Here is an 18,285-nt window from a genome sequence, read left to right as displayed (position 1 = left end):
CACGCTATAAACTAAAATTCTAGAAATTGGGGTCTGTTATGAATAAATTATCACGCCTTGAGATTCTCTCTCTCGGTATTACTGTTTTTTCCATGTTTTTTGGAGCGGGAAACCTTATTTTCCCATCCATGATCGGTTACCAATCGGGATACAACCTTCCGATATCGATTTTTTTCTTTTCTTTGTCCGCAGTGTTTTTAACCTTTTTAGGAATCTGTGCAGTTGCGAAAGCAGAAGGATTTTATCCAATCGGATCAAAGGTTCATCCTTACTTCGCTACAGCTTTTACAGTTGTCATCTATATATCAATAGGCCCCGGCTTAGCGATTCCGCGTGCGGGTACAATGCCTTTTGAAATCGCAATAAAACCGATGTTGGCTGAGTCGCATTTAGGAATTGGTATGTTTGTTTATACGCTTGTATTCTTTGGTCTAGCCGGTTGGTTATCAATGAAACCAAGTAAATTGGTGGATCGCATGGGAAAAGTTCTAACACCGATTCTTTTGAGTCTTTTAGTGCTTACTTCGATTTTAATTTTTTCAAATCATACGCAAATTATCCTCCCACCGCAAGATCCTTATCGTCTCCATCCTGCAACCGCGGCCTTTGTCGACGGATATATGACGATGGATGCGATTGGATCGCTTACCGTTGGGCTTGTCCTTTCGATGATTATTCGTGATTTCGGGGTTACAGACAAAAAAGTTATTCGCAAAACAACATATCGTGTTGGAGCAATTGCCGCAGTTTTATTATTTCTTGTATACATCCTTTTAGCGCTTTTAGGCTCTCATATCGCACCAAGTTTACCCAATGCCACAAACGGTGCGGAAGTACTCATTGCGGTGTCATATGCCGCCTATGGCACTTATGGACCCATTGTACTTGGGATTATCTTTACCCTTGCATGCTTAACAACCTGTGTCGGTCTCATTACCTCATGCAGTAAATATTTCTCAGAGCTACTCAAAATTCTCAATTATGAAAAATTTGTCGTTTTACTTTCGAGTATAAGTTTAGTAATTGGAAACTTCGGACTCAATCAAATATTAGCCATCAGTTCACCAATACTGAGTGCAATCTATCCAATTGCGATTACATTGATACTCCTTACATTGATTGGGAACATCCCGGATATAACCTTTAAAATTACAACCCTTGTTGTCGGAAGTATAAGCGTTATGTCAAGCATTAACCATGCTCAGAATACATTCTTTAAAATTGTAAGTGAACTTCCTTTACATCAACTTAAATTATCATGGGTAATTCCTGGAATTATCATTGCAATTGTCACGACGCTTTATGCAAACCTCACTCAAATTGAGGCGTAAAAAAAACGACCGAAGTCGTTTTTTTTATTTGCCGATCTTTTCTTTGATCCATGCAAAGAATCCTTTATGTTCTTTGACTGTTTCTTCAATTACTTTTGTTTCTTTCTCTTTTTTTATGGCTTCAGTTCTCATAATCATTTTCGAACTTCCTTCCATATCGGAGCCAAGACCACTTATTGTTGTGTTGCTTTCAGCAATTTCAATAAGCCCATCTTTCACATCCAGCACGCGAGTTAAATCATCAAGACTTATTTCATCATGTGACTTAGCTTCAGCGAGACCTTCAGAAACCTTGTTGTTTAATTCCATTGAACCTTCAGCCAGTTTTGAGGATCCTGATTCAAGTTGAGAGCCGGCTACATATGCCTGAGTGGTTCCACTTGCAAGTGCATCGAGACCTTCTTTGACAGAACTTGATCCATCATTAAGTTGGTTCATTCCATTGGATAATTCCGTAGCACCTGAAGCAAGTTTTGATGATCCTTCCAATAAAAGCTTACTTCCTTCAAACGCCTCTTTTGATTTAGCATCAAGAACCATAGCGCCTTCGTTAAGTTTTTTTGCGTTTTCATTCAGTAACATCGAAACATTCTCAAATTGTTCCAAACCGTTGTCCAGTTGGCCAAGACCCGTTAAAACAGCTTTTTGATTTGTATTCACAGTTTCAAGTCCTTGTTTCACGGCTTCACTACCCTCTACAAGTTTTGGAAGTTGTGAGTCGATTTGGCCATAAATTGAATTTACAGCTGCATTCGATTGTTCAAGGGCATGAACCGTTTTAACGAGTGCTTCGTATTCTTGTTGAATTTCTGTACGGTCTTTTTCTTCTGGAATGAGTGCAATTGCCTTTTCAAGTACAGACATTTGATCTTTCAATGATGCAATGGTTTGTGTAGATTGATTAATTTGATTTAATCCCATTGTATTAGCACCTTGAACTCCCGTTACACCGGTGACAACTTGATCAGTGCCTTCGGTAAGTTGTTGTGTTCCTGCATCAATTTGGGCCATACCTGAATTGAGTTTTGAAACTGAACCTTTAACTGGTTTCAATGCTTCAGAAGCCTTAACAAAACCATCACTTAACTGTGTTGCTTTTGACGCATACTGTGTCACACCTTCACTTAAAGCCATGTACCCATGACTTAACTGTGCAGCTTTTTCACCAAACAGCGAGGTATTGTCAGCAAGGGATTGTGCACCAACTGAACTGCGATAGATTCCATCGAAGAAAACACCTGCTCCAGATGAAAGTTCATGCGATCCATCGTTAATCTTACCAACTGCATTTACATAGTCAGTAATACCACTATTTAATTGATTTGAACCCTCCGATAATTGTTGTGTTCCATTAGCAAGTTGGTTGGCAGCATCTTTTAATGTATCAATGCTTCTTGCGATATCGTCAACACGATCGAAATGCTCTAATGCATCTAAATCAGGAATGTTTGAAGTTGCTGTAAAAACAATTGGACTCATTTCGAAATCTACAACATTCGCTTGGACTTCAATATGGTTATCAAGACCAAATAAGTCTTTAGTAATACCTAAATTCTCTTTCATCCCTGGAAGCACTGCAAAGGTTGCGATTTGATTGTTTCCATCTTGAATTAACTTACCTGTATTCACAGTAACATCTTTAAAGACGTCTGATGATAAGTTCATGACCGTTGCAACCAAATAAGGTGCATAACCGTTCTTAGTACCTCCATTTTTTAATTTAATAGTGCGTGGATCGTTATTTTTAATGTCAATTGAAATTTTCAATCGACCACTTTGTCCTAGAATTTCTTCAGGACGAACCGTTTTACCATCCAAGGTATAGTGAATGGTTGTCTCAATTGGTAGAGCTTGTTCAAGATCACCTTGATAATACACATCTTTTTGATCGGTATTCCAAAGTACTGTATTTCCAGCAATTCCCGGTTGATCATCTGTTTTAACATTTACAATATTTTTTAGATTGGATTGATCCGTTACTGTTTTTAGTGCTTTATCTGAATGCAAGTGTACACTCGATACTTTATGGATGACCCGACCATCACTATCTAAATTTACAAATACAGTTTCATCTTTTTTTATGGGTTCATCTGCACTAACTGGTATAACTGCAACCATACTTATCGCAATTGCTCCACTGAGTGCACGGATTGAATTTTTAGTCTTCATTCGTTCTTACATCTCCTTTATTACGTTTGATCCATCCGCGTGTTGTTTTACTAATAATGCCTTCACAGCCAAGTAAAATACCCGGAAGGATAAATAAAATAACCAGCGTAGAAATGATCGCACCGCGTGCAATCATGCCACTTAAACTTGATACCAGTTCCATCTCCGAAATCATAGCGACGCCAACTGTTGAACCGAAAAACGCTAATCCGCTTGTTGTAATTGACTTAGCAGACTCTTTAACAGCGATTTCCATCGCATCATGTTTTTCTAAACCATTTCCACACTCTTCTTTAAATCGCGTAGTAAGCAGTATGGCGTAATCGACTGTAGCACCTAATTGGATAGAACCAATTACAATACCGGCGATAAAAGGTATTGATGATCCCATATAGAATGGAACACTCATGTTTATAAAGATGGCAAGCATAATTGCGGCGATTAGAAGAACCGGAATCGATACGGACATAAAGACAAGGGCAATAATGATAAATACTGCCGCAAAGCTTAGCGTATTAACACGAGCAAAATCTTCGTCCGCAATATCAATGAGGTCTTTCGTTAATACCCCTTCTCCAGCTAATAATGCGTTGTCATCGTAACGTTTCATAATTGAAGAAATTGCTTCAATTTGTTGATTTTCTTCATCCGTAGCGGATTTAAATGAAGAATTAATAATTAAACGTTTGTAATCACCTTTTTCAAAGATTGAAACAACTTTTTCTGGTAAGAATGATTCTGGGATTGTTGGTCCTACATATTTTTGATATGAAATAACATTTTCAATGCCATCTAACGCTTCGATTTCTTTAATCATTCGGGTGATTTCGAAATCAGGAACCGTATTCGGAATAACAGCGAAATGTGTTGTTTGCATATTATAATCATCTTTAAGTTTTGTAAGTGCAACCATGGATGTCATATCTTTAGGTAAAGATTCATCAAGGTTATAGTAAACATCATTATTACTTTGGCCAATGTATGCCGGTACAAAAAGGATTGCACCAATTAATACAAAGGTTTTCGCATGACGTGTTACCAATTTAGACAAATGATCAAATTCTGGTAATATGGTGCGATGGCGCCATTTATGAATCGGACCATCGAAGATAAGAATTAATGAAGGTAAGACTGTCAATACAGATAAAACACCTAAGACAACACCTTTAGCCATTACAAATCCAATATCTTTACCAATGGTTAGATTCATAGCACCGATAGCTAAAAATCCTGCAACGGTTGTTAGCGAACTCCCTACAATTGACGATGCGGTTGAAGCGATTGCAGAACCCATTGCGTGTTCTTTATTTGGATTTTTACGTAATTCTTCTTCATAACGATGCAATAAGAAAATTGAATAATCCAAAGTAACGCCCAATTGAAGTACTGCGGCTAAGGATTTGGTTATATATGATATTTGACCAAATATCACGTTTGTTCCAAAGTTATATGCGATTGCATAGCCTATACTTAATAGAATAATAAAGGGTATAATTGTTGACTCTAACGTCATTGCAAGCACTAAAGTAGCAAGTAGAACTGCAAGTCCCACATAAATGGGTGTTTGAGCATCAGCAAGCTCCTTCGTGTCTTTAAGTAATGCCGACATCCCACTCAGAAATGAATGGTCATCAAGCATTGATCGTATCTCACCAATTGCTTCATGGGTAAGCGGTGCTGCGTTTCCTTCTTCAAACTTAACGATCAGTAATGTTGAGTTTTCACGGAATAACAAAGATTGAACATCTTCCGGTAGCATTGTTGAGGGAACTGATGTATCTACGAGATCGTCAACCCAAATAACATCTTCAACACCCTTAACCATTTTAATTTTTTCTTTGGTCTTTACGACATCTTTGTTTGTCATATTTTCTATGACTAACATTCCTGTAGAAGCACCACCAAATTCTCGGTCTAATATTTCTTGACCTTTAACCGACTCAGAATCTTTGGGAAGATAAGTTAAAATATCATAATTTATCTTCGTAGAAACTGTGCCGTAAAGCGATGGGATCAATAACAAGGTCGCAATGATTAAAATTATTTTGCGATGTTTTGCAATTGCATCTCCAAACGCTTGGGTAAAACCTTTCTTCACGAAATCATCTCCTAATAATACGTTTTATGGTATCAAACAGGAAAGGTTTCATGGTTTCTAAACTTGAAGGTTCCTCAAGAATGATTGTATTATACGCAATCGAACCGGTAAGTTCGATTACGATGTAAATCGTATGATCGATTTCCGCATCGGATATCCCTACATCTTTTAGGCCTTTCGTAAACATATAATAGATTAGGTTAATCTCTTCATAGTCTTCTTTTGCTCTTTTAAGAACCCCCCATGATAAATTCTTATGAATAAGCTTAAGCAGTAAACGATCTTTTTCTAAAAAATCAAGAATCACGTTTATAAAGAAGATTACTTCATCTTCAAAATGTTCAAATACATTTAAGTGTGTTTCATTCACTGCATAGACTAAGACATCGGAGCTTTTTTTAAAGATAATGCGATCTAAAATATCATACTTATCTTTGAAATAAAGATAAAACGTTCCTTTGCCAACACCTGCATGCTTTGCAATATCGCTGATTGATGTTTCATTAATACCATGACTTGTAAATAAATCATACGCTGCGTTATACAACTTGTTTTCTTTAAGTAACTTGTTTTTCTCAAGTTTAGATACCATATTTCCCTCCTTCGATACAAACTGACCATTGGTCATTATGTCAGCCGTTTTCTAGTTTAACACCAAACTGACCATTGGTCAACTTATTTAATTTGATTGTATCGTTTTTATTTTCTCTCAATCTATTATCGCATTATTCGCGCAATAAAAAAACACGGTTTCCCGTGTTAACATGCTGTGTAAGGCAAAAGTTGATCAAGAATAACTAAGTGATCTTTAGAAACCATGATCTCGCATTGTTTATTTTCAGAATTGATTTGTGCAAGCAAGTCACGTGTCTGACCTGAAGGTGCAATAATATCGCCCTTGCTGTTTACGGTCACCATCTTAATAAAATGTGATTGACCGGACTTTAAAGCTTCAGCAATGGCACTCACGCCTGAATTGCAACCTGCCTGAGTTACACTTTGTACTGATATTCCGGTAAATACGGTTCCATCTTTTGATAGCATTGCAGTAGACTCACCATCTAATGATGCGTTGTCGGAAAGCGCTACACATCTTGAATTTTGTAGTGCGATTTCAATTAATTCACTGTATTTCATACTTATCTCTCCTATTTCTTCGTAATTCTATCACAACAATTACACAATTAAAAGTGTTTTTGTTAAAATAAATATACATTTTAAAATCCATGAGTTTGTCAATTATTTTAAACGTTTTATTAAGTATACATTAAAATAATTCGTTTTCAATTCCTTACTAAAAACTCCAAAAATTTTATGAATTTTCTATTTTTTTTTAAAAATAACCCTACAAACTAAAAAAAATCTTTACATTCACCCCGAAATATTTTATATTTGACAAGAAAAAAGGAGAAATACAATGAAGAAACCTTACGAAGATTTTGGATGTAAACTCTTCACAAAAGATGTGATGAGTGAATATTTACCACGTCCTGTTTTTGAACGCTGGCTGAGTGCAATCCAATATAAAGAGAAAATGGATATGGCAAATGCCGAAGCCATTGCTCATGCGATGAAAGTCTGGGCATTGGAGCATGGGGCAACTCATTATTCGCATTGGTTTCATCCCATGACCGGATCGAGCGCTGAGAAACATGATGCCTTCATCGAACCGGATCGAAATGGTAAGCCAATTACGCGATTCTCTGGCAAAACATTAATTAAAGGCGAAACAGATGGATCATCGTTTCCAAATGGCGGTTTAAGACAAACATTTGAAGCACGTGGCTATACCTATTGGGATGTAACCTCACCCGCATTTATCCGAGGTCATGTCCTGTTTATCCCTTCAATTTTTATTTCGTATCACGGTGAATCTTTAGATGAGAAAGCCCCTCTTTTAAAATCCATGGAGGCCTTAAGTAAGCAAGCCACACGTATCGTCAATCTCTTAGGTGATAAAAGTGTTACAAGTGTTGATGCCATGATTGGACTTGAACAAGAATATTTTTTGGTCAATGCGAAGCATTTTGAAAAACGCGAAGACTTAATATTTACTGGACGTACACTTTTAGGCGAAAATGCTCCGAAAGGTCAGGATTTAGTGGGACACTACTATGGGAATATTCCTTCAAATGTAGTTCATTATATGGAAGATGTGAATGATGAACTTTGGAAATTAGGTGTCTATAGTAAAGTAGAACATAATGAAGTTGCTCCAGCTCAATTTGAAATTGTAACCCACTTTGATAAAGCAAACATTGCGCTCGATCAAAACATGATTGTTATGGAAACATTGCAACGTGTTGCCAAAAAGCATCATTTATCTGCACTTTTACATGAAAAACCATTCAAAAATATCAATGGTTCAGGTAAACATAATAACTGGTCGTTGGTAACCAATACCGGGCATAATCTCTTTGAACCTGGAGAGCGTCCTCATGAAAATATTCGTTTCCTTGTATTCGTATGTGCGCTTGTGGAGGCAGTTGACTCGCACGCAGAATTACTACGCTTTGCAGCCTCCTCTGCAGGAAATGATCATCGTCTCGGCGCATCCGAAGCACCACCCGCAATAATTTCACTCTTTGTAGGTTCTGTTCTTGAGGAAATATTTAAGCAATTGGCCACCTCAAAGAAAATTAATATTGAAAAAGAAGTTCAATATTTTACTCCTCTTACAACACTGAGCGCTGTAACGAAAGATTACTCTGATCGTAACCGTACGTCACCTTTCGCATTTACTGGAAATAAGTTTGAGTTTAGAATGCCTGGTTCCTCGATTTGTAGTGCTTTTGTGAATACTGTATTGTGTTCAATTATGGCTGAATCGCTTGAACGTATTGCGAATGACTTAGAACAATTCAAGTATATTCAAGATATTCGTGAACATGCCCTTGGACACTGTCAGCGGATCATTAAGGCTCACCATCGAATTATTTTTGATGGCGATGCTTATCACGATAATTGGAAAGAAGAGGCATTACAACGTGGTTTACCAAATCTTGAGCACTATGTAGATTCTATCGCTTCAATGCTCTATCCCAATACAATTGCGCTATTTAAAAATACGGATGTTCTGAGTGAGCGTGAATTAGAAGCGCGTACCATCATCGTGCAGACACGCTTTATCAAAACCATCAACACCGAAGCAAACACATTACTTAAGATGGTAAAACAAGATATTATGCCTGCAATTGTCACCGCTATTAATCACCTATCAACCTCAGACAGTCAAAGCAGTTATATCAAACGTCAAATCACAAACCTTGAATCAAATCTTGACGCTCTGGATGCGGCCATAATAACACTTGAAGACAAAATACTATTTGTTCATGAAATCACAGATTTAGAAGAAAAGGCATACGCAATGCATCATCAAATTCGACCAGAATTTGAGACAATACGAACCCTTGTTGATCAAATGGAACGTGTCATCGCGAAATCGCATTATCCCTTCCCTACCTACACTCAATTACTGTTTGAACTTTAACAAAAAAAGGTATTCAATTTGAATACCTTTTTCTTATTATGAATTGTACTTATAATGATCCATAAATGCATCTAACGTTTCTCTTTGAGCTTCAATTTGCTTATAAATTCGAGCAATCTCTTCTTCAAAGTCATTCTTAGTTGCAGTAGTTTCAGTAACCTTTGGAGTTGGTGCAAAGTTTGCGATCGGATCAACAACAGGATCTTGAATATTCATATGTTGAATACGAGTCCGTTCTTGCAAGGCATCATGAGATGGGTTTGTAAAATTAACACGTCCCATTAATGCTTCCATTTCTTTTTGCATATTCTGTAGTTTCTGAAAGAGTTGATTGATTTGGGTGTCTTTTTCATCGATAATCCGTTCAAAGTCTTGTCTGGGTTGCCCTTGAAACGTTTGTGTATCTAATCGTTCTTTAAGACGACGCACCTCATCGTTCAATCCTTTACGAACCTGATATTTGTCAATCATTTCTTGCTTAAGTTCTTCTTGCAATTGTGCAATTTCTTGTTTTAAAAGAGCACGTTCTTGATCGAATGTAAAAGATGGAGCATTGTTTACTTCTGCTTCCAAACGATTAATGATCATATCTTTCTTTTGCAGTAATTGATCATATTGTGTACGGATATCTTCTACACGTTGCATAATATTTGGTTGTAATTGAACTTGTTCAAGTTGTTGTGTTAAATTTTGAATTTTTTCTTGCAACAACATTACGGTCTCATCTTTTTCAGATGTCATCAGTTCAAGTTTTTTAGTTAAAAATTCAACTTCATTGGTTAATGTTTCAACTGCCAAATCATCTTGATTGTTCATCGCTTCCACAGCATCATTAAGTTCTTGGATTTTGGCTTCAAGAGTCTTAATTTCCTCTTCTTTCTCATCAAGGACATATTGTGTATGTTCAATTGATTCCTGTTGCTCATCAATAGTACCTTGTTGATCCATGAGTCGGGCTTCAAATGCTTCGCGTTGCGTTTCAAGTGATTCGACCATACGAGCAGCTTCTTGTAGTGCATTATTGCGTTCAAGAATCATATCTTCTTTTTGATCGATTAAAGCCATAAAGTTTTCTTCTTGAGCTTGATACTCTTCTAAAATTTTCATGGTACGCGCAATTTCTGAATCTTTTTCAGCTAGTTTTGTTTCCATAACTAACATTTGCTCACGTAATTCATGGACTTCCGCATTGCTTGTCTCAAGTTCAATTTCTTTTTGTTTTAAAAGACGAACACTTTCTTCAAGTGCACGGTTCTTTTCTTGAAGACTTGCTTCAAGTTGATCAAGATATTGTTCAACTTTGATATTCTCTTCTTCATTTTCTTTCACTTGTTGGGTTAAAACGGATACTTCACCATGTGCACGTTCTAACTGTTCCTGGAGTGATTGATAGTGAGAAGATATTTTATCTAACTCTTCTTGTAATTCTCCACTAACGGCTTTATATTGATTTAATTCAGTTGAAAATTGTTGTTCTTGATGTTTAATATTCTCAGCTAATTCTTCATTTAAACCTTTAATGCGTTTGTACTCTTCTTCAATTTCAATCATTTTCGATTCCGCATCGGTAAATTGTGATTTAAGTAATGCGTTTTCTTGTGAAAGTGACGCTTTTTCAAGCAACATTTCTTTAATTTGAAATTCGAGGTTTCCTTGCATTTGTGAAACATTCTGTTCAATTTGTTCTACATATGCTTCTACACTACCGCGTGTATAGCCTCCGAAAAGTGTCTTTTTGAATTTATTTGATGATTCTTCGAGCTCATCATCTTCATCATCCTCGATGTCATTTGACGCATCAAATGTCGGCATGGCAAAGTCGTTTGATTTTGAATCATCACCAAAACTCATATCAAAAAAATCGTTCATCTTATCCCTCCTTCATAATTAATTCATGGAATGTAATATCACTTAGTGACGTTACAATTTCAGGTGACGCTTCAATTAGATGACGTGCACCCTTTACTTTTCTACCCAGACGCCAAGGTTTTATTATTTCATGGTCAATAATATTAAAGTCTTTATCTAAGTAGATTACGCAAATGTCAAACTTCATAAAACAAGTGTGAACACGAGCACAATGAAGAAATAACATCCCTTGATCTTCATTGATTTCTTTTCTTAACATCAAACCTTTAAAACGTGTTCCAAAGTTTGATGCAATCTCGAGGTTTTTTATCATTAGCGGCCTCCCAATGCTTCAATAATCGTCGGCACAGCAGGACCGAGCAGAATAATAAAGATAACAGGGAAAATAAAGAGCACCATTGGAATCAAAATCTTAACTGGAATTTTCGCAGCACGCTCTTCAACATCTTGACGATGTGAGGTACGAATCATTTGCGATTGACTCATCAATACATTTTGAAGTGAGATCCCAAGTTCGTCCGCTTGAATGATTGCGTTGGTAAAGGCTTTTACCTCTTCAATTTCAGTTCGTTCGGATAGTCGGTTTAGTGCCTCTTTACGAGGTTTCCCCAACATAATTTCACGCTGACATATACGAAACTCATCAATCAACGGTCCTTCAGCTTTGGTTGTAACATGTCCGAGTGCTTGGTCAAAACTCAAACCAGCAACAACCGAAACACTTAAAATATCCATAACTTCAGGCAATTGTCCTTTGATAACTTTTTTACGTTTTGTTATCTTTCCCTCTAGTGAATAACGACGATATACGTATCCACCAGCCATTCCCATCAACATATACATAATTCGAGAAAATCCGCGTTGATGGGATGTAATTGCGAAATAAAGTCCTACCACCCCAAAACCGACAATAATGATTACGTTCATTGCCCGATAATCTTTTGGGTTGGTGGTAATTCCCGCTTTAAGCAAACGATCTGCGAGTTTTAGCTGCGATTCTGCTTTAACCGGTAACATTGTTGATACGGCATGAACCAATTTATCAACAATAGGTTGTAAGAAACGTTCTTGGAACGTTTTATCTAAAATGTCATCAGAACCATGTTTTTGTGTACTTGAATTCTTTGTTTCGTCGAGTCGCTTTTTAATCACAAGTGCTTTACCTGTTAATACACTCATTACGAAATCTACGAAGACATACGCAAAGATTGCTCCCGTAATAGCTTTTATCATGAATTCCTCCTACATCTCAATATTTGTTATTTTTTTGATCATAGCATAACCCATAATTTCAAGGGTTGCACTAACACCGAGCAGTGCATAACCAAACGGCGTGGTAAACACAGGCTCCATATATTCTTTATTAACCATCGAAATTAAGACTAAAACAACAATCGGAAGTCCCGCAATAACTTTTGCAGATGCATCCCCTTGTGCAGTAAGCGCCTTAATATTTTTTTGAATGGTAATACGTTCTCGAATTGCTTCACCGATATTATCCAAAACATCCGCAAGGTTTCCCCCTACTTGACGCTGAATGCTAACGGCGGTGTTCATCAATTTCATTTCTTCAGATTCCATGCGTGTCGAAACTGCGGCAAGTGATTTTTCAATGTTCTCGCCCAATTCAACTTCACGGCAAACTTTTAGAAATTCAGGTCCAATTGGATCTGGTAAATCTTTTGCTATACTTGCAAGAGCTTGTTCAAAGGTAAATCCGGCACGCAAACTGTTTGAGAGAATCAATAAGGCATCCCCTAACTGTTGGCTAAATTTACCGATACGTTGTTTACGTTTCACCTTGATATACATTGGCGGACCTACAAGAGCAGCTACAAATGCAAAGAGCGTCACAATCATTCCTTTATCTAATGCAACACATATAACAACTGAAAACGCAGCGAGACCCAACCACATCTTTAGAAATTCATCAGGTCGTAAGTTAATTCCAGCCATTAAAAGATTATCTTTTAACTTTTCAGGAACTTCAATACTGATGGATTGTTTCTCTTTCTTTTGATCTTTTTTTGATTTTTTTGAATATCCGTATAAACTTTGTTTTTCAATTAAGTCAAGACGGTCTTTCAACATAATGAAGCGATGATAAATCAAATTTAATACAAATTGCAAGACAACAAGCGTAATATAACTAAGGCATGCTGCCATAATGATCCACATTATTTTTGGAACCACTCATCTTTCACAAGGATACCATTCGCTTCTAATGTATCAATGATGTATGGACGAATTCCTGTTGGCATAAATTTACCTTTAACTTTACCAGCAGCATCATAGCCCTCTTGTTTGAAAACAAAGATGTCTTGAAGGGTTACAATTTCTCCCTCCATCCCTGTAACTTCGGTGATCGATACAACTTTACGTGATCCATCACGAAGACGCGTTTGTTGAACAATAATATTAATCGCAGAAGCAATTTGTTCACGAATCGCTTTAATCGGCAAGTCCATTCCCGACATCATAACCATGGTTTCAAGACGTGAAACCATATCACGAGGTGTATTGGCGTGACCTGTCGCTAAAGAACCATCATGACCAGTATTCATCGCTTGTAACATGTCCAAGGCTTCTCCCGAACGAACCTCACCGATAATAATACGGTCAGGACGCATCCGTAAGGAGTTCTTTACCATGTCACGAATCGTTACCGCACCTTTACCTTCAACGTTAGCAGGGCGTGCTTCAAGGGTAATAACATGATTTTGCATCAACTGAATTTCAGCCGCATCTTCAATGGTTACGATACGTTCCGTTTCAGGAATAAAACTGGATAAAACGTTCAATAATGTGGTTTTCCCAGAACCAGTACCTCCAGAAACCACAACATTACAACGTCCCTTAACACAGGCTTCTAGAAATGCAGCCATCCCAAATGATATTGAATTAAAACCAATTAAGTCACTAATTTGAAGTGGTGTCGAATTAAACTTACGAATCGTAATTGTAGGGCCACTTAACGCTACCGGAGGTACAATGGCATTAACACGGGAACCATCCGGTAACCGAGCATCTACCATTGGGTTTGCTTCATCACAACGTCGACCCAAGGGTGAAACAATCCGGTTAATAATTTGAGCTACGTGAGCATCATCTCTAAAGAAGACGTTGGATAACTCAAGACGACCCTTACGTTCAATATAAACGGTATTTGGACCGTTAACCATGATTTCAGAAATATCTTCATCCCGAATCAAAACTTCTAAAGGTCCCAACCCAGTAACATCATCAAATATTTCTTGAATAAGCTGTTCGCGTTTTGCTTTAGTCATGGCTTCTGCACGTTGGGTTAAACATTCTGTAATAATTTCACGAACATCAATGCCTTCTTTATCACCGTGATTATCTTGAATGCGTGCATTATACGCATCAATAGTTTCACGGTGAATAATAGCTTTTAAATCTTTAAATTGGTCAACTTGAGGTTCGGCATCAACTTCAAATACACCAGGCATAAACGCTAGTCCATCACCGGAGCCGCCACCTTCAGTTGCTTTAGCACGTTCTAAGCGTTCTGATAACTTCATTATTTACCACCTTTTTTTCGTTTACCTTTTTTTGCTTTAGCAGGTTTTTCTTTAGGTTTTGGTAAGAATTTCGCAAGCAGTCCAGCAGGTCCCGCTTCTTGTTCATCAGGTGAATCAGATTGATCAATTTCATCCGCCATAACTTGATATGCCTTTGCGACACCCGATAATGGAGAATCAATCGCGATCGGTTTCCCTTGATTCAGTGCATCGATGGATGATTTTAAATCATAAGGAACGGTGTGCCATAATGGGAACTCCAAGACGCGTGAAACATCTTTAGGTTTTACACGACCCGGTTCTTCTTTTGCGACTACCAATTTAATTTTTTCATTACCTGCTAGTGAGGTTACAATCGACAAGCCTTTTTTCGTTCGTCGTAATGTTGGAATATCCATTCCGGTTACATAAATAATTGTTGATGAGAGATCAAAACATGACAAGTTAATGTTGTTAAATCCCATACTTGTATCAATAATCAAGTAATCATAATAGGAACGAAGTGAAGATACGATTTTTTCAATTTGAGAAACTGAAATGTTATCCGCAAATTCAGGACTGTTCGGTGCCGCAAGCACATTCACACCGGAAGGGTGAACAGCCATATATTTTCGGATGGTATCAACGTTTGGACTCGCCTGTTCTTGTAACAATTCTGCAAGGGTGTCTTTGGTCTCGATACGCATTGCTGTAGCGACTTCACCAAATTCTAGATCAAAGTCTAAAATCGCTACTTTTAATTTCTTTTGCGCAAGTTTAACCGCTAAGTTCATGGCAACGGTTGTACGACCAACACCACCCTTTGAACTGAATACTGTAATAACTTTTGATTTCCAGTTATTGGTTGAACTGTTCTCAAGCGCAATCAGTCGAGATGACTCATTACTGTGAATTCCTTTTAATTGCTGTATTAACGTTGAACGATCAATTTGCATTGGCAGGATATAATGAACACCTGTTTGCATTACCTTTTGCATCGTTTCACTTGTATATTCTTGAGTAAGAACTACAGGTACAGATTTAGGACGTAATAAATATATTTGTTGACAAACACGTTGCAGAATACTTTCATGAGAAGAATAAATTAGAACAATATCTGGTTTTGTTTTTGAGATATCATCTAAGACTTTGTTCTCATCGTTTGATTTACCTACGATGCGGATTTCGTCATCTTGTAGCATTGGAAAGAGTCGTTGAGCGACACTATCTTCAGCAAATACTAAAACTTTTAACTCCATCTAATTCTCCTTCTCTATTTCAATAAATCGCCTGTAATAACACCAGGAACTTTATCAACCTTGTCATGATCATGACTTCTTAAGATTGCACGGTTTGTACCTACGGATTCCGAAACCGCCAATTTCAACGCATCTTCTGCTGAAACAGCAAGTGTTACCGTCGTATACATTTTATCCGCTACTTTTTTATCATCAGGTAAGGTTTCTTGATCAATCGCAAGAACTTCCTTATTTTGTAAAAGGAGCACTGCTTTTTTCTCTTTTAAACCAAGTACAGGAATGCGTTCTTTACCATCAACTGCAGTCTCAACTGATCCAGCATACAACTGAGGATAGTTTTTCTTCAAATAATCATATTTTTGAAGTGTATCTTCTGGCAAGTCACTATCTAATACAGTGATAATATCAATTTTATTTCCGACACGGATTAATCCTTGCATCCCATATTGACCCTCAAGTTTAACAGTATAAGCACGCATATTGTCCGTAAGAACAGTACTTAACCCACTTGATCCTTGACCTACAACTTCAACCTTTTCTCCGGTAAACATATCGCCAACAGACATCTTCGTCGTTGTAACTTTTCCTACAACACGTTCCGCATCCGCAAAAGCACCTTCAGGTGCAGCGTCTTTATGAACATTTTTAACTTCTACCATATCTTGAGTAATACGAGTTTGTGCTGTAAGGGGTTTAAGCGCTACAACAACTTGCGTTAAATCTTTCTTCGGTATTTCCTTTTTTAAACCTTGGATTGGGTTCATTAACGCTAAAAGAAATACACCTGCAGCTACAACCACAGAAATTAATTTATTCTTATCCAAAGTAATTCCTCTTTCTTAATATTAATAAACACCATTAATGGTTGGAGTACGACCATCCCAAATCGGTTGTTGATCTGTAAAGTTTTGCCATACAGGTAATTCAACTTTGATTGGGAACTCATCAATTCCAAGGGCTTTTAAAGTTGTCGTTTTATAAACATCACGCAATATAATTGTCCCTGTAAGACTAATCATATAGTTACCATTGGGTGACATACCACGTTGTTCATTCCAAACCAACTCAAATTGACTTGGATCAATACCATTTCTCTTTAAGATTTCATGTGCATTATCCAATGCAATTTGTTGTCCTTGTTGTGAGTGTAACATTTCTTCAGTAATATCCAGTCGCGCTTCACGCACTAAATATGCTACTTCTGTTAATTTATCTTTCTTATTCATTGCTAAAACAACATCTGTTGAAAGCGCAACAAATCCCAATAGAAACATTAAAATAAATGCAAACATTATAAGAATATTTCCATCTTCTTCATTTTTAAAATTTACCATTGCTGATTCTTACCCCCTACTAACTCAATTCTTCTAATTTTATAAAGATTATTTTTTAATTCAACACCATCTTTGAGAAATGGCTTTGAGAAAGGAGTAATCGGGTAGACTTTGTATTTTACATCCGACGCTATTTCCATTGTCGTTGTTTTAAATTTACTGTTCGCACGGTCTTTATCCGTACCATCTGGGACACCATAATTAAATTCACGTTTTCCCGCAAGAACGGCAATCCGACTGTTTTCAATCGTTACACGACTTACATCAATCGGTGCACCCATTTCTTCAATATTTTTTTCATACATATCACGAATATGGGTGTTTGCCCAACCCCCGTCAACAATATAACTTTGGTTACTATGTAATGCATGTTTTTGTTGAGGACCGAGATCCAATTGAATAGCCATTTTACGTAACGAATAGTCAAATTGAACTTTATTGTAAACAACCCAGCTCACATCAATTAAAAAACAAACAATCAATAGAAAAAGTGGCAGCACAATCGCAAATTCTACCATTGCCTGACCTTTTTCTTTTTTTGATTTATTGACCAACTTTGACATTAGCATCACCATCGCCTCCTAAGTACATTAAACCACTGTACGTTTCAGTTAGACGAAGTGTCTCACCCATTACCTGTTTTGTAATATACATTGAGAAAGGAACATCATAAGTAGTTGTTACGGTTACATAACGTATATCAGTTCTGTTTTTATGTCCGATAAAGCCACCATCATTTACACTCCAAATTTTCCGTGTAAAATCACGATGTTCAATATCCGATAAATCAATTTCATATTTTAAGCGTTTAGGGTCAAGTGTACCGTTATTGTTAATAAGTGTTTCAATCGTCTTTTCTTTACTGCTAAATCGGGATTGATCTTTTACACCACCCGTTGCACCACCTTCGTCGTACAATACCGCAACCTTTTGAATTTCACTGGTTAGATATTGCAAATTGACCTTTGCATGCACCGCTTTACCAACGTCCATGATCAAAGCAAGCATAATTATAAGAATAGGAAGGATTAAAGCAAATTCCGTAACACTTTGACCACTTTCACCTTTAAGTTTTTTTATCATATTCACTCCTTAAAGCGACAAATAAAGGGGATGAAAAATCATCCCCTCGGAACTATCCAAGCCGGATAGAGATTATAAACTATTTAAAGTTAAAGTATCACTTGCGCGATACTTTAACAATTTATAAATGC

General features: G+C 37.1%; 16 protein-coding genes. 2 read left to right on the top strand and 14 right to left on the bottom strand.

Annotated elements, in window-relative coordinates:
- Positions 1-38 precede the first annotated feature (38 nt).
- A complete protein-coding gene (gene brnQ, locus EPJ90_RS00565) occupies positions 39-1,331 on the top strand; it encodes a branched-chain amino acid transport system II carrier protein (protein WP_161636466.1) in 1,293 nt (430 codons plus the stop codon).
- A 24-nt stretch (positions 1,332-1,355) separates the two neighbouring features.
- On the opposite strand, the gene EPJ90_RS00560 is transcribed toward brnQ, so the two are convergent.
- The 4 genes from EPJ90_RS00560 to EPJ90_RS00545 form a co-directional block, all read right to left on the bottom strand.
- Positions 1,356-3,500 (bottom strand): hypothetical protein, encoded by a 2,145-nt coding sequence (locus EPJ90_RS00560; RefSeq protein WP_161636467.1) that lies wholly within the window; start codon positions 3,498-3,500, stop codon positions 1,356-1,358.
- Positions 3,490-5,598, bottom strand: coding sequence for an MMPL family transporter (locus EPJ90_RS00555; protein WP_200542408.1), 2,109 nt, complete (start codon positions 5,596-5,598; stop codon positions 3,490-3,492). The genes EPJ90_RS00560 and EPJ90_RS00555 overlap by 11 nt, the downstream gene beginning before the upstream one ends.
- A gap of 4 nt (positions 5,599-5,602) precedes the next feature.
- The gene (locus tag EPJ90_RS00550) at positions 5,603-6,190 is read right to left on the bottom strand and encodes a TetR/AcrR family transcriptional regulator (RefSeq protein WP_200542407.1); all 588 of its coding nucleotides are present in this window, start codon (positions 6,188-6,190) and stop codon (positions 5,603-5,605) included.
- Positions 6,191-6,357: 167 nt separating this feature from the next.
- The gene (locus EPJ90_RS00545; RefSeq protein WP_125164520.1) at positions 6,358-6,735 is read right to left on the bottom strand and encodes a cytidine deaminase; all 378 of its coding nucleotides are present in this window, start codon (positions 6,733-6,735) and stop codon (positions 6,358-6,360) included.
- A gap of 280 nt (positions 6,736-7,015) precedes the next feature.
- Between EPJ90_RS00545 and EPJ90_RS00540 the strand changes: the two genes are divergently transcribed.
- On the top strand, positions 7,016-9,088 hold the full coding sequence (locus EPJ90_RS00540) for a glutamine synthetase III (protein WP_200542406.1): 2,073 nt from the start codon (positions 7,016-7,018) through the stop codon (positions 9,086-9,088).
- A 36-nt stretch (positions 9,089-9,124) separates the two neighbouring features.
- On the opposite strand, the gene EPJ90_RS00535 is transcribed toward EPJ90_RS00540, so the two are convergent.
- The 10 genes from EPJ90_RS00535 to EPJ90_RS00490 are packed head-to-tail and all read right to left on the bottom strand — an operon-like array spanning position 9,125 to position 18,154.
- Positions 9,125-10,957: a hypothetical protein gene (locus EPJ90_RS00535; RefSeq protein ID WP_161636471.1), complete on the bottom strand. Its 1,833-nt coding sequence runs from the start codon at positions 10,955-10,957 to the stop codon at positions 9,125-9,127.
- Position 10,958: 1 nt separating this feature from the next.
- A complete protein-coding gene (locus tag EPJ90_RS00530; protein WP_125164523.1) occupies positions 10,959-11,270 on the bottom strand; it encodes a DUF192 domain-containing protein in 312 nt (103 codons plus the stop codon).
- Entirely contained in the window at positions 11,270-12,190 is a 921-nt protein-coding gene (locus tag EPJ90_RS00525) for a type II secretion system F family protein (RefSeq protein ID WP_161636472.1), read from the bottom strand. Before EPJ90_RS00525 ends, EPJ90_RS00530 begins: the two co-directional genes overlap by 1 nt.
- 9 nt (positions 12,191-12,199) lie before the next feature.
- Positions 12,200-13,123, bottom strand: a complete 924-nt coding sequence (locus EPJ90_RS00520; protein ID WP_125164915.1) for a type II secretion system F family protein — start codon at positions 13,121-13,123, stop codon at positions 12,200-12,202.
- A gap of 11 nt (positions 13,124-13,134) precedes the next feature.
- Positions 13,135-14,499 (bottom strand): CpaF family protein, encoded by a 1,365-nt coding sequence (locus EPJ90_RS00515; RefSeq protein ID WP_161636473.1) that lies wholly within the window; start codon positions 14,497-14,499, stop codon positions 13,135-13,137.
- A complete protein-coding gene (locus tag EPJ90_RS00510) occupies positions 14,499-15,737 on the bottom strand; it encodes an AAA family ATPase (protein WP_161636474.1) in 1,239 nt (412 codons plus the stop codon). The genes EPJ90_RS00515 and EPJ90_RS00510 overlap by 1 nt, the downstream gene beginning before the upstream one ends.
- A 14-nt stretch (positions 15,738-15,751) precedes the next feature.
- Positions 15,752-16,561, bottom strand: coding sequence for a Flp pilus assembly protein CpaB (cpaB, locus tag EPJ90_RS00505; RefSeq protein WP_125164526.1), 810 nt, complete (start codon positions 16,559-16,561; stop codon positions 15,752-15,754).
- 21 nt (positions 16,562-16,582) lie between these two features.
- Entirely contained in the window at positions 16,583-17,071 is a 489-nt protein-coding gene (locus EPJ90_RS00500; protein ID WP_003773572.1) for a TadE/TadG family type IV pilus assembly protein, read from the bottom strand.
- Positions 17,065-17,640 (bottom strand): TadE family protein, encoded by a 576-nt coding sequence (locus EPJ90_RS00495; RefSeq protein ID WP_161636475.1) that lies wholly within the window; start codon positions 17,638-17,640, stop codon positions 17,065-17,067. Before EPJ90_RS00495 ends, EPJ90_RS00500 begins: the two co-directional genes overlap by 7 nt.
- Positions 17,615-18,154 (bottom strand): TadE/TadG family type IV pilus assembly protein, encoded by a 540-nt coding sequence (locus EPJ90_RS00490; protein WP_200542405.1) that lies wholly within the window; start codon positions 18,152-18,154, stop codon positions 17,615-17,617. Before EPJ90_RS00490 ends, EPJ90_RS00495 begins: the two co-directional genes overlap by 26 nt.
- Positions 18,155-18,285: the final 131 nt, after the last annotated feature.

It is taken from the genome of Erysipelothrix sp. strain 2 (EsS2-7-Brazil), from assembly GCF_016617655.1.
GTDB classification, from domain to species: Bacteria; Bacillota_I; Bacilli_A; order Erysipelotrichales; family Erysipelotrichaceae; genus Erysipelothrix; species Erysipelothrix piscisicarius.
This window is presented reverse-complemented; position numbering and strand designations above follow the sequence as displayed.

What these genes read in the sequence shown, in the direction of transcription:
- EPJ90_RS00535 (WP_161636471.1), bottom strand. Translation starts at nt 10,957, where the DNA reads ATGAACGATTTTTTTGATATGAGTTTTGGTGATGATTCAAAATCAAAC.
- EPJ90_RS00530 (WP_125164523.1), bottom strand. Translation starts at nt 11,270, where the DNA reads ATGATAAAAAACCTCGAGATTGCATCAAACTTTGGAACACGTTTTAAA.
- EPJ90_RS00545 (WP_125164520.1), bottom strand. Translation starts at nt 6,735, where the DNA reads ATGAAATACAGTGAATTAATTGAAATCGCACTACAAAATTCAAGATGT.
- EPJ90_RS00560 (WP_161636467.1), bottom strand. Translation starts at nt 3,500, where the DNA reads ATGAAGACTAAAAATTCAATCCGTGCACTCAGTGGAGCAATTGCGATA.
- EPJ90_RS00500 (WP_003773572.1), bottom strand. Translation starts at nt 17,071, where the DNA reads ATGGTAAATTTTAAAAATGAAGAAGATGGAAATATTCTTATAATGTTT.
- EPJ90_RS00510 (WP_161636474.1), bottom strand. Translation starts at nt 15,737, where the DNA reads ATGGAGTTAAAAGTTTTAGTATTTGCTGAAGATAGTGTCGCTCAACGA.
- EPJ90_RS00550 (WP_200542407.1), bottom strand. Translation starts at nt 6,190, where the DNA reads ATGGTATCTAAACTTGAGAAAAACAAGTTACTTAAAGAAAACAAGTTG.
- EPJ90_RS00520 (WP_125164915.1), bottom strand. Translation starts at nt 13,123, where the DNA reads ATGGCAGCATGCCTTAGTTATATTACGCTTGTTGTCTTGCAATTTGTA.
- EPJ90_RS00540 (WP_200542406.1), top strand. Translation starts at nt 7,016, where the DNA reads ATGAAGAAACCTTACGAAGATTTTGGATGTAAACTCTTCACAAAAGAT.
- EPJ90_RS00495 (WP_161636475.1), bottom strand. Translation starts at nt 17,640, where the DNA reads ATGCTAATGTCAAAGTTGGTCAATAAATCAAAAAAAGAAAAAGGTCAG.
- EPJ90_RS00515 (WP_161636473.1), bottom strand. Translation starts at nt 14,499, where the DNA reads ATGAAGTTATCAGAACGCTTAGAACGTGCTAAAGCAACTGAAGGTGGC.
- brnQ (WP_161636466.1), top strand. Translation starts at nt 39, where the DNA reads ATGAATAAATTATCACGCCTTGAGATTCTCTCTCTCGGTATTACTGTT.
- EPJ90_RS00525 (WP_161636472.1), bottom strand. Translation starts at nt 12,190, where the DNA reads ATGATAAAAGCTATTACGGGAGCAATCTTTGCGTATGTCTTCGTAGAT.
- EPJ90_RS00490 (WP_200542405.1), bottom strand. Translation starts at nt 18,154, where the DNA reads ATGATAAAAAAACTTAAAGGTGAAAGTGGTCAAAGTGTTACGGAATTT.